Annotated in this window: 9 protein-coding genes; 1 reads left to right on the forward strand and 8 read right to left on the reverse strand. The window is 47.1% G+C overall.

Features of this window, described 5'->3' with window-relative positions; all coding sequences use genetic code 11:
* Positions 1-20 precede the first annotated feature (20 nt).
* From radC to KIK04_RS04405, 7 genes are all read right to left on the reverse strand, one after another.
* On the reverse strand, positions 21-707 hold the full coding sequence (gene radC, locus KIK04_RS04375; protein WP_232277097.1) for a RadC family protein: 687 nt from the start codon (positions 705-707) through the stop codon (positions 21-23).
* A gap of 32 nt (positions 708-739) precedes the next feature.
* Positions 740-1357 (reverse strand): Maf family protein, encoded by a 618-nt coding sequence (locus KIK04_RS04380; protein ID WP_232277098.1) that lies wholly within the window; start codon positions 1355-1357, stop codon positions 740-742.
* Between the two features lie 203 nt (positions 1358-1560).
* Positions 1561-2823, reverse strand: a complete 1263-nt coding sequence (locus tag KIK04_RS04385; RefSeq protein ID WP_232277099.1) for an SPOR domain-containing protein — start codon at positions 2821-2823, stop codon at positions 1561-1563.
* A gap of 497 nt (positions 2824-3320) precedes the next feature.
* Complete coding sequence (locus KIK04_RS04390; RefSeq protein WP_232277100.1) at positions 3321-4178, reverse strand: serine/threonine protein kinase; 858 nt, start codon at positions 4176-4178, stop codon at positions 3321-3323.
* 121 nt (positions 4179-4299) lie between these two features.
* Positions 4300-5670 carry a UDP-N-acetylmuramate--L-alanine ligase gene (murC, locus tag KIK04_RS04395; RefSeq protein ID WP_232278591.1) on the reverse strand — a complete coding sequence of 457 codons (1371 nt, stop codon included), beginning with the start codon at positions 5668-5670 and terminating at the stop codon, positions 4300-4302.
* A 7-nt stretch (positions 5671-5677) separates the two neighbouring features.
* Positions 5678-7051 carry a bifunctional folylpolyglutamate synthase/dihydrofolate synthase gene (locus KIK04_RS04400; protein ID WP_232277101.1) on the reverse strand — a complete coding sequence of 458 codons (1374 nt, stop codon included), beginning with the start codon at positions 7049-7051 and terminating at the stop codon, positions 5678-5680.
* 120 nt (positions 7052-7171) lie between these two features.
* Entirely contained in the window at positions 7172-9841 is a 2670-nt protein-coding gene (locus KIK04_RS04405) for a valine--tRNA ligase (protein ID WP_232277102.1), read from the reverse strand.
* Positions 9842-10460: 619 nt separating this feature from the next.
* On the opposite strand from KIK04_RS04405, the gene KIK04_RS04410 reads away from it, so the two are divergent.
* Positions 10461-10625: a hypothetical protein gene (locus tag KIK04_RS04410; protein ID WP_232278897.1), complete on the forward strand. Its 165-nt coding sequence runs from the start codon at positions 10461-10463 to the stop codon at positions 10623-10625.
* Between the two features lie 83 nt (positions 10626-10708).
* Here the strand turns inward: KIK04_RS04410 and KIK04_RS04415 are convergent, their stop codons facing one another.
* Positions 10709-12400 (reverse strand): LysM peptidoglycan-binding domain-containing protein, encoded by a 1692-nt coding sequence (locus tag KIK04_RS04415; RefSeq protein ID WP_232277103.1) that lies wholly within the window; start codon positions 12398-12400, stop codon positions 10709-10711.
* Between the last annotated feature and the right edge of the window lie 53 nt (positions 12401-12453).

Raw genomic sequence — 12453 nt, forward strand, 5'->3', positions numbered from 1 at the left:
CTACAATCTAACTCATTATATTACATGAGCCCTCGTTCCTTCAAACTCACATATTGGTTATCGCCAATGACCAGATGGTCAAGCACTTCAATTCCTACGAGTTCACCCGCTTCGACTAGCCGCCGTGTTAGCGCGACATCTTCCGAACTTGGTGTCGGATCCCCACTCGGATGGTTGTGCACACATACAATTGAAGCAGAACCTTGCTTAATTGCAGCACGAAACACTTCCCGTGGATGGACCAGCGAAGCGTCCAAAATGCCGATCGTTATCGTCTCTTGCGCGATAACGCGATTTTTCGTGTTTAGAAATAAGCAGACAAAATGCTCCTTCTTATAAAGACGCATCGACTCCATAACAAGTTGCGCCGCATCTGCTGGCCTTTTAATGACAATTGCTTCATTGTGCTGTGAACGCGCTAACCGTCTCCCCAGCTCAATACCCGCTTTTAGTTGGATAGCCTTGGCTAAACCGATGCCTTTAATCTGTGTTAGTTCTGTCAACGTCATATCTGCCAAATCTCGTAATGCTCCCGCTCTTTGCACGACGCGCTGCGCCAAGTCCAGCGCAGATTCTTGTTTCGTGCCCGTACGCAACAAAATCGCGAGTAATTCAGCGTGACTTAAAGCCTCTGCCCCATGCTGCATCATGCGTTCTCTAGGACGTTCTTCTTGGGGAAGGTCGCGAAGCATTAGACTTTGCGCCATTCCACATTCCCCTCTCATGAAAGTACGACATTTTAAGGTGTCTCAACGTCAAAAGAACGCAGCATTTGGGCTAACAGCGACAACGGTAAGCCGACGACATTAAAATAACAACCCTCGATACTTTCCACTATGGTTGCACCTACACCTTGAATACCATACGAGCCGGCCTTATCCATCGGCTCTCCTGTAGCAACATAACGCTTCACTTGGTCAGGTGTAAGTGGCCTCATATGAACACGCGTCTTCTGATGAGCAAGCTCCACGCGATTAGTCATTACGTCTATCAAGGCGACCCCTGTATATACCTCATGGGTACGTCCTTGCAGAGCGGATAACATTCGACAAGCATCCGCTTCATCTTGCGGCTTTCCTAAAATGTGATCATCGAGCACAACTACCGTATCCGAGCCTAATACAATACCAGCTTGGCCGGATTGGCGTCGCAGATGAGCAACGGCTTCTGCTTTGCGCAACGAGAGCTGTTCAACCGTACGTACCGGTGACCAGTCTGCGGGAACCGTCTCGTCTGCATCACTTGGCTGAATTTCGTAAGGAAGCTGCAGCGAGCGAATTAGCTCTTGTCTGCGAGGAGATGAGGACGCTAATACGATTAGCGGAAGATTGCTGCTGTTTTGTTGCCAGTTCACCATTTTTTGACACCTTTCTTTATTATACGCCGTTCTATGCATGATGACAAACGTATAAAATCATGGATTCGTATTCATTTTCAACATCCTATGACAACCAGACCAGACTAAGTCGACTGGAACAGAAACATAAAACATAATCATAAATAGAAACAGACCCCGGCATAACGAACACCGGGGTGAACTAGCACTAATATTATATTATATCAGGCTTTCATCGATTCCAACCAGTCTCTTTCCGCAAGTAAATACACAATGACCGATTGCTGGATGCTCCACAAATGCGCAGCCGAAGGTTTTTTATTGTACTCATTCACAGAAACAATCGCTGTGTTCATCGCTTGAATAACGCGCTTATATATTTCTTTTGCTTGCTCAGGCAAACCTTCCTGCACTTTCGGCATCGTCTGTGTCCATAACAAATGCTCGTTACGCAACTTCTCTGTAGCGGCCTGATCGAAAGGCTTAATAGCACCCGCCTCCAACGCAGCAAGTGAATATAGCATCAACCAATCGTTAACTTTATCGCTTTGCTGTATCAATTGTTCGATCGTACGTGCCTCTCCTCGAAAAGCTAACTGCTTCACTCCACTACGCTGAAACTGCCGGATGAATAGCTGGACTTGCTTAGCTTGAAGAGCCTCACTAAGCGCCATCGCCTCGTCCTTCGCTTGAGCGATTCCTGCGTAGACACGGTGCTGGCTATCTGCTGTGTCATTTACCGCCGCCAATCCTAGTTCGTGAAGCTGCTCCGTCGCTTTACTAGCTCCTTCGAGCTGTTTAAACACGCCGTATTGCAACAAAAAATACGACTTGTCCGGTATGGCTACCTCACTCAGGAATAATCCCCCCGCAGTTGAACCACTAGTGGCCATACCTGCTGTGCTACTTGTCACACCGTTTGCCACGCTGCCTGCTGCACGGTTTGGCGTGTTGCCTGTGACACTGTCAGATGAACGCCCATCGCCCGTAGCTGCCTGCTTAGCACCGTCTGGCTGGCTGCGCACATCCTTTTCTTTTTCAACAACTTTACCACCGCCTGAAAGATCGCCACCTCCACCAACATCCCGGTTAGCTGTACTCGATAAGCTGCCGGACATCGGAATACCATCTTCAGGCTCAGGCATTTCTATTTCCCCACGAAATAGCGCTAATGCAAGAAAGCTAAACACAGCTCCCATACCAATTGCACCTGCTATAGAACCAATGACACCCCACGTAGAGTATTTGCGTGTCCGTTTACGAACACCTTCCCATAGAGGCTCGCCCTGACTACTTAATGTTTCTCCAGCAGGATCTATAATGGAGGCGTGCAATGTACCTACATGTATCTGCTCTACCTTATGGGAGCGGTAATCATTCGAATCCCACTCTGCCCTCTCATCCTTCCTTTGCTCTCCTGCTCCAGTCGGTTCATTATCAGTAGAAGTATGAAATCGAAACGTCATTTTTCCGTTCGACTCGCTCATCGTCCATGCACCTCACCTTGTGCTTGTCGTTACCACCACCATATGATAGATTCACGTCTCGTAGAACCAGCTTGCCCAACTGCAATACGAGTAAAGAGAAAATGAAGACAATGAAGACAGTAAGAAGAACAATGAAAGCTAGGTAACATAAAAAACTTTTAAGAAACATCCTGTACAAACCTTCGTATATATTAAATACATTCGATCAGCAAGTCCTATGCTTGCTGACATTAATAGGAGGAATAGATGTGCTTAAGAAACTTGCCCAGAAACTCTTGCATTCATTGAGTGGAAACAAGTCACACAAACGTAAATACAGCAGCAGCGATCATCGTCATTATTCTTCTCGTCGTCCATCACAATATGGACATAAGCATTATAAACGAAAAAGTCGCAGCAGTTACTCCTCAAGTTAACGCAGCACTTATAGCGCCGTTCATGTTCGCAGAGGAACATGACGGCGCTTTTATATGCCTAAGTGTAAGGGGTGTACTTGGCTACGTTAGTACCTCAATGGCGCGTTGAAGCTGAACCCGATAGTTATCTTTTGTGCAAAAATGGAGTTGCAAATCTTCATGTTGAAGCATCATGTCGAGCAAACGCTCCGTCTCGGTGTGAAGCTGTAATTCTTCTTTCCAGCCCCGCTCCGCGTCTTGTTCTGCCTCGGTATACCCCGAATAAAGTAAAAATAACAAAAAATGCCCCATCGCATACCAATCACTTTGTATCATCGGCAGACGCATCCGACGTTTTATTTCATAACGGCTTGCTCCCATTTCCCCATCGAATTGAGATAAATCCTCATGACTCGTTAACTCTTCACTTGACGTTGGATGCAAGCGACGAGCTAAGCCAAAGTCAATCAAATGAATACCCGCATCGTTCAACAGCACGTTGGGAATACGAATATCTAGATGTATAACACCTTGACGATGAATATCAACGACGATGTCGGACAATTGCTGGATAAAAGATAAAGCTTCCAGTTCCGTGAACGCGCGCTGTTGCTCAAATAGAACCTGCTCTAAATTTAAGCCTGTTATATATGTCATCGCGATAAAAGTACGGCGATCCACCTGAAATTGATCCAGCAATTGTGGAATAGCATCATGTCGCAGCTCACTCAGCAACTCGGCTTCTCGCTTCAACAGATTCCTGCCTATATCCCCTTTGCTTGGACGGTGCTGCTTAATAAGCACCTGCTGGCCTGTCCATCGATCCGAGGCTTCGTATGCTAAACCGTAGCTCCCCATCCCGACTAATTGCTTAATTTCGTATCTATTATGCAGCAGCACACCAGCTTGAATCGGGTAATCTTTCCACCGATCGATAATAGCACGGAAATAGTTCCACATCGACTTTCTCCTCTTATAAGATAAAAGACCTCCATATGTAGGTACGATTTACTCGCTAATACCCGCATACAGAGGTCATGTCAGTTATAACAGCACCTGTGGCACTGTATCTATTTATGATTTATGCATCCAAATGGGCCGATAATGCATAAGCCACTTTCCAAATGTCGCCCGCACCCATCGTAATGACGAGATCCCCTGGTTGCACGGTTGCTTGCAAGTGCTGAAGCACTTCTTCCTTCGTCGGTACGTATCGCGTGTTCACGTTACTGTTTGTAACGATACGGTCCACTAACTTAGAGGAGTTTACACCTTCAATTTGCTGTTCACCAACTGGTGCGTAAATATCGGTAATGAACACCTCATCTGCTTCACCAAAGGCACGACTAAATTGGTCAAATAGGAAATAAGTACGGGAATAGCGTTGCGGCTGAAATACAGCTACAATACGCTTTCCAGTTGCACGTGCAGCGCTAAGCGTCGCTTCGATTTCCGTCGGATGGTGAGCATAATCGTCCACAATAAGGATATCCTGCTTATCACCAATGACTTGAAAACGTCGTTTGGCCCCAATAAAATCATGAATCGCTGCTGCTGCGTCGGCAAACGGCACGCCTGCCTGCATACTTACGATCATCGTCGCCATTGCATTTTGCACGTTATGCTGTCCTGGAATAGAAAGCACAACATCGCCTAACGTTTGACCTTTATGCAACATCGTAAATGACATTTTGCGATCCGTCGCTTGAATGTTAACTGCCGTATAGTCTGCAGGCTGCTCGATACCGTACGTAAGCGCACGCTCTCCAAGCGACTCTGCCATGACACGAACAATCGGATCATCGACACAAAGCACAGCACACCCTTCAGGTTGAAGCTGCTGCAAAAATTGCACATAAGCCGATTTCAATTGTTCAAAGTCCCCACCGTAGTTCTCCAAGTGGTCTGCTTCGATGTTCGTTACGACTGCAACATGCGGATAGTACGCCAAAAACGTACCGTCACTCTCATCTGCCTCTGCTACGACATAATCGCTTTTTCCCGCTCTCGCATTCGTCCCCAGATTCGTTACTTCGCCCCCAATAATATATGTAGGGTCGACTCCACAACGATCTAAGACAAACGCAATCATCGATGATGTCGTCGTTTTGCCGTGTGCACCTGCTACCGCTACTCCCTTTTTCGCGTTCAACAGGCGAGCGAGCATCTCGGAACGGTGCAGAACAGGAATATTACTTTCCTTCGCTGCTACACGCTCCACATTAAGCTCTGGACATGCTGTCGAGTACACGACGATGTCTGCTCCTTGCACGTGAGCTGGGTCGTGACCAATATAAATAGTCGCACCCTTTGCCTTTAATTTTTCCGTCAAATCTTGCTGAGCCACATCGGACCCCGTGACGGTGTATCCCATTTCCAGCATGACTCGGGCAATGGCGCTCATACCATAGCCCCCGATGCCGATAAAATGTATATGTTCCGTCGTCTTCAACTCAAATTCACCAACCTTTTTCAGAATCGGTCCGATGCAATACGTGTGAGCGAACGTCTGCAATCAGATATAAGGTGCCGGTGACAACCGCTAAATCTTCAGGTTGGGTTATCTCCTTAAGCCGCTTCAAAGCCTCGCGCCAGTCGGACTCCACCATAATGTGAGGTCGGCGCTCGGCTGTGGCAAGCATACGCTCCGCAATAAGACTCAAGTCCATTGCACTCATTTTTTTTCGGAAATCCGGTTCAGTAAAAATGAGTGTATCTGCTAATGGTAGTATATGACGTAAAACGTCTTCGTGATGCTTTGTTGACAGCATTCCGATCATGATATGCAAACCTTTGTAGCGATACGTGTCACGCAGCGCTTGTGCAAGCGTCAAAGCTCCCTCAGGATTGTGCGCGCCATCAAGTAAAATACGCGGCGTATGACTGACCATTTCTAGCCTTCCAGGCCATGCAGCTTGGTGCATGCCTGCTAAAAGGGTATCGTCATCGATAACGAATGCCATGTATTGACGCAGTACTTCCAGCGCCATTAATACGACTGCCGCATTTTTAAGCTGATGCGCACCGTTCATCGTTATCGCAACTTGTTCCATTGTACGGAACGGACCTGTAAACGTGAACGTTTGTTCATTTTCTACAATATGATGTGGAACCACTTTGTATTGCTCGTTCATGAGATATAGCGATGAAGAGCATTCCGCAGCTTTGCGTCGAATCACTTCAATCGCTTCCGGTTGTTCCACCGCGCTCACGATCGGTACACCTGGCTTAATAATGCCTGCCTTCTCAGCTGCAATCTGCTCAATCGTATCTCCGAGAATATCTGTGTGGTCATGACCAATATTCGTAATGATAGACACAATCGGCGTTACGATATTCGTAACGTCCAATCTTCCACCTAAGCCTGTCTCAAAGACGACAACGTCTGGGTAAGCAACGGTTGCGTAATACATAATCGCAATTGCTGTAGCAACTTCGAACATCGTCGGTGAACCGAGTGGAGTTGCAGCAATCTGCTCAACGATTGGCTTGATTTCGTTTGTCAGACGAAGCAGCGTTGAATCAGGAATATCTTCATTGTTGTATTTAAATCGGTTCGTGAATTTCTCAATGTAAGGTGATGTGAATGTACCCACATCGTATCCACATGCAAGTAATGCGCTTGTTAGCATCGCACACGTAGATCCTTTTCCATTCGTCCCAGCAACATGGATAAATTTCAGACTTCGCTGTGGATTACCGAGCTTGTCCATCATCAATTGTATCCGCTCTAATCCAGGGCGAATTCCGAACGGAATTAAAGAATTTATCCAATCAATAGCCTGTTCAACGCGTTCAAACGATGCAATTTCCGTCATGGTTGCTTCCGACATTGTCCCCATCCTTTGTGTCATGTCATCATTGAAGCAGCCGAGCGGACGTATTCATTTCAAACAAAAATGAAATGAATATCGTCCATTCGGCTGTTTGATGCTATTTCAAAAAAGTCTAGTTTACGTTTCTTTCAATTCACGAATACGCGCGATTACTTTTTCACGTTTTTCGCTGTAGTCGTTCATTTTAGCACGCTCTTCCTCAACAACGCTTGCTGGCGCTTTAGCCATAAAGCCTTGGTTGGACAGCTTTTTCTCGACACGCTCAACCTCTTTGTTCAAGTGCTCGGACTCTTTTTCAAGACGTGCGATCTCTTGCTCGATATCGATTAGACCTGCCAACGGCAAGTAAAGCTCTGCCCCCGTAATGATAGCTGTCATCGCTTTATTCGGAGCTGCAATATCCATGCTTACTTCCAGCTTAGACGTACCACAGAAGCGTTCCACGCATTCCATGTTGCTCTGAATAATCGCAAGCGCACTTGCATCTGTAGGCTTCACAAGCAATTCAACCTTTTTGCTCATTGGCACGTTAACTTCTGCACGGATATTACGTACAGCACGGATCATATCCATCAACAAGGACATTTCGCGAACAGCCTCTGGTGCTTCAAGCTGTGCATCGTACTTCGGATATTCAGCCAACGTAATCGTCTCGCCACTGTGCGGAAGATGCTGCCAAATCTCTTCGGAGATGAACGGCATAAATGGATGAATCAAGCGCATTGTACGATCCAAGACGTAAGCCAATACGGATTGTGTCTTTTTCTTCGCTGTTTCATTTGTACCGTACAAGCTTAATTTCGCAAACTCAATGTACCAGTCACACAGATCGTCCCAAATAAAGTTATACAAGACGCGACCTGTCTCGCCAAATTCGTACGAATCAATTAGACGAGTAATGTCACGGGAAGTTTCGTTTAAGCGGTGCAAAATCCAACGATCCGCTGTGCTAAGCTCACCTGTAATGTCGATATCTTCGTATTTGAAACCTTGCAAATTCATCAATGCAAAGCGAGATGCGTTCCAAATTTTGTTCGCAAAGTTGCGCGCCTGCTCCACACGTTCCCAACGGAAACGCAAGTCTTGACCTGGCGTGCTGCTTGTAGAAATCATAAAGCGCATCGCGTCCGCGCCATATTTCTCAATAACTTCAAGCGGATCAACACCGTTGCCAAGCGACTTGGACATTTTGCGGCCTTCAGAGTCGCGTACTAGGCCGTGAATCAGCACGTCTTTAAACGGAATTTCGTCCGTAAATTCAAGTGCTGTGAAGATCATACGAGCTACCCAGAAGTAGATGATGTCATATCCAGTAACGAGTACGCTTGTCGGATAGAAACGTTTCAAATCATCCGTCTGTTCCGGCCAACCGAGCGTCGAGAACGGCCATAGGCCCGAGCTGAACCACGTATCAAGCACGTCATTGTCCTGCGTCAAGTTGTTGCTGCCGCAAGAGCAAGCTTTAATATCTTCCGTCGATACGTTCACATGTCCGCAATCTTGGCAATGCCAAGCCGGAATGCGGTGTCCCCACCAAAGTTGACGGGAAATACACCAGTCGCGTACATTTTCGATCCAGTGCAAATAAATTTTCTCGAAGCGATCAGGTACAAAGTTAACCCCTGTGCCCGATTTTTGCGCTTCGATCGCACGCTCCGCGAGCGGCTTCATTTTAACGAACCACTGTGTGGACAAGTAAGGCTCAACGACTGCGCCGCTGCGCTCACTGTGGCCAACTTGATGCACGTGGTCTTCAATTTTAATAAGCACGCCCTGCTCCTGCAAATCTTTGACGATTTGCTTGCGGCAATCCGCACGGTCAAGACCGTTGTATTGACCCGCTTCTGCATTCATCGTGCCACTCTCGTCCATAACCGTAATTTGCGGCAAGTTGTGGCGCAAGCCCATTTCAAAGTCGTTCGGGTCGTGGGCAGGTGTAATCTTAACCGCACCACTACCGAATTCTTTTTCTACGTATTCGTCAGCAATGACCGGAATTTCACGGCCTACGATTGGCAGTACGAGCATTTTGCCGATCATATGCTGGTAGCGCTCATCTTCAGGATGAACAGCAACAGCCGTATCACCAAGCATCGTTTCAGGACGTGTAGTCGCGACCGTAATCGAGCCGCTTCCGTCTTTCAATTGGTATTGCAAATGGTACAAGTGTCCTTGTACTTCTTTGTACTCTACCTCGATATCAGACAACGCTGTACGAGCAGACGGGTCCCAGTTAATAATGTATTTACCACGGTAAATAAGACCTTTCTCGTACAACTTGACGAACACTTCACGCACGGCTTTGGATAAGCCTTCATCGAGCGTAAAGCGCTCGCGGGAATAGTCGAGGGAGAGACCCATTTTCGCCCATTGCTCACGAATCGTGTCCGCGTACAACTCTTTCCAATCCCACACTTGCTCCAAAAACTTCTCGCGACCTAGGTCATAACGAGACAATCCTTCTTCTTCGCGCAGCTTCTGCTCTACCTTTGTCTGCGTCGCAATACCTGCATGGTCTGAACCTGGCAACCATAACGCATCATAGCCTTGCATGCGCTTTGTACGGATCAGAATATCTTGCAGCGTAAAGTCCAACGCGTGACCGATATGAAGCATACCCGTAACGTTCGGTGGTGGAATAACGATCGTGTACGGCTCTGCATCAGGCTTGTTGCCTGCTTTAAAGTAGCCGCCCTTTGCCCAGAAGTCGTACCATTTTTGTTCTGCTGCCTTCGGATCGTACGTCGTCGGCATGGACAATTGTTGTTGTTCTTGTGAGTCTGACATTGACAATCCCTCCAGTTTTATATTTATTGGCATTGTTTATGGCGTTACGGTTTACAAAACAAAAAAACCTTTCCGTCACAAAGGACGAAAGGTTTAGCTTCCGTGGTACCACCTTTATTCCGTTATCTTGGTGAGAACGCCTGCATAACATAGACGTATGCCTCACATAAGGCTGTGCTTCAAGATGACGGCACTTCATTTGCATCATAACGGCTGCTACCGTCCCGTTCTAGCGCTTATGCTCGCCAGTGGATGTACAAGATGGTCACATCACTCGGCAAGGCGAATCGGCCTTGTGGCCGCTTCAGCAGACAGCTATAGACGCACATAGGTGACAACTAAGCTATCCATCGTTCAAACGGGCGACTCCGGGGCGACTTTCAGCGTTGACATCTCCTGCAGGCGTTGCACCAAATCGCGCTGCTCTCTGTAAGGGGTCTTCGCGTACTCCTCCCGTTCGCGGTCTTTATTAAATGGTTGCTCAAACATTTACGATTTATTGTACCGTTGCTTGCGAAACGAGTCAATAGACGAATCGCAGAGGATATATGAAATCCGAATAGTATAGTCATATCCTTATTTTATCTTTTCATAACATGTCTATAAGGGGGTGGTCCACTTGGAACGTTGGTGGTGTCGGATACGGTTTTCCGTCAAAGGCGTTATCTTTCCATTAATCTGCTTACAATTTATGCGTACGTTAATTTTCCCGACTGGTTTTGATGTGTTATTGTTGTTTGCTTTATTTTTAGTGTACTTAGGATTTTTACTCAATGTGTATTAACAAGCGTGACCAAACAAAAACCCGTCCAAGCTCTATGCTGGACGGGTTTTGTATATAAGTATGGAGAAAGCGCACAACGTTACTTATGATGGGATATACAGCACTTGCCCTTCGATCACACTCGCCTCCGATAAGCGGTTATATAACGCAATTTCGCGCGAATTAATTTGATATCGGTCAGCAATGGTATCCAGCGTGTCCTCACGTTGAACGATGCACATACGTACTTTTTTAAAGGCCGATTCGTCGGATACACGATTTAAAAATAAGGACTGCCAGTGTACACGGTCACTACTATTTCTCCGAGCTGCATCTTGAGACGCCGCATACTCTTGCGCAGTAATATCCGCCAAATGTTCGCGTTCCTTCGTTTGACGGCTAGTATGCAACAGCGAGCTGTAAGCTAACTGCTCTTCTGTAGAAGTCGCTGATGACTTCACGCTGCCGATGGCCACTTTCATTTCAGGCTTGCTTACAGCGTAAGCCGAAGTTTGCTCCTCCACGGCTGAGCCTTGCTCGTATTCGCTCAAACGCTCGGCGTAATCATCAGCGTGCTCACTCCGTCGCTGCTCATCACTCAACTGCGACGGAGTAGCCCCATCATCATATCCTTGACTAGTCTCGTCGTACCGAGCCGCTGCTTCATTGTTGGCAGTACTGGAGTTTGTATGCGCATGCCCATTGGAAGTACGAGCTGTTCCCCGATTTAACTCCGCAATTACTTCTGCGGTTATATCTCCAGTGGCGGTACGACTAGAAGTAGAAATATGCGCATCAGAAGTTGAACTGGCATTATTATCGGAAGAAGCTGTTGCTCGTCCCCATGCTTCCCACGATGTTACCGTTTGTTGTGGTTGGTTTCGGCTATCGTGCTGCTCCACTCGATTGTCTGGTGCTGTTTCACATGTGTCTGGCGCTTTTTCACACAGTGTATCGTCCGCAGGCTGCACATGTTCATGCTGCCATCCCCTGCCATGCTCTACTGTGTTACACGATTCAGGAGGATCAGTGGACGGATAAAGCTCTGATTGCTCCACTGCATGTTCCGCTGACTGTAGCGTCTCTTGTTCATTATGCACATGCCCAGCTTGAGCTGCTGGCTCTGCATGCATAGACGCCACCGTCGCTTTTAACCAAGGACTATCTGACCAATTCCAAGCAGGCACTTGTTTGTCTGGCTCCACAACAGGTGGAAGCTCAGTCGCAAACAAATGGGATGAAGGTGGAATATGCTCAGGAGTATATTCCACACTATGACCGGAGCTATACGACTCACCGATCGGGTAACTCATGTCTACAGACTGTTGCCCGTAGTCTCTTATCCACTCCGGATCGATCCCAGGGGCGCTAGCTTCCGCTTGATGCACAACTGTAAATTGCTCTGGCTCCCAAGCTGTCGGTTCTGCAACTTCCATATAAATACCTCTAAGCGACAATACCCCCGTTACATTTAACGAGCGTGTGGATAGTAAGTCGATGTCAAAATGCTCGATATCGACACTAATATCCTCCAAGCTCCGAACACGATTTAACGGCAGCGTAATTTCCACAGGAATCCAATGTTCTAACGACTCGCTCCGTCTTTCCTCCGTAGCACCAACATAGACGCCCGCTAACAGCAAACTGCCGCGTACAGTGACTTGATCACCAGCAGGAATGACTTGAATATGCGGTGTCAGCTCAACCTCTTCCAATTGATCAATACCGATTACGTCATCAGACAAATGCACGCGTTCATAAATGTCAAATCGTAAGCCATTAGATTGATCATGCACTGACAGCTCCTCCTTCCGCAGTTGTCCTGCCAACTTACGTCGTCATCCGATTT

This window comes from Paenibacillus sp. 481, assembly GCF_021223605.1.
Classification (GTDB): Bacteria; Bacillota; Bacilli; order Paenibacillales; family Paenibacillaceae; genus Paenibacillus_B.

Bases quoted from the DNA above. Each gene is read 5' to 3' on its own strand.
- radC (WP_232277097.1), bottom strand. From the start codon at position 707: ATGGCGCAAAGTCTAATGCTTCGCGACCTTCCCCAAGAAGAACGTCCT.
- KIK04_RS04380 (WP_232277098.1), bottom strand. From the start codon at position 1,357: ATGGTGAACTGGCAACAAAACAGCAGCAATCTTCCGCTAATCGTATTA.
- KIK04_RS04385 (WP_232277099.1), bottom strand. From the start codon at position 2,823: ATGAGCGAGTCGAACGGAAAAATGACGTTTCGATTTCATACTTCTACT.
- KIK04_RS04390 (WP_232277100.1), bottom strand. From the start codon at position 4,178: ATGTGGAACTATTTCCGTGCTATTATCGATCGGTGGAAAGATTACCCG.
- KIK04_RS04400 (WP_232277101.1), bottom strand. From the start codon at position 7,051: ATGTCGGAAGCAACCATGACGGAAATTGCATCGTTTGAACGCGTTGAA.
- KIK04_RS04405 (WP_232277102.1), bottom strand. From the start codon at position 9,841: ATGTCAGACTCACAAGAACAACAACAATTGTCCATGCCGACGACGTAC.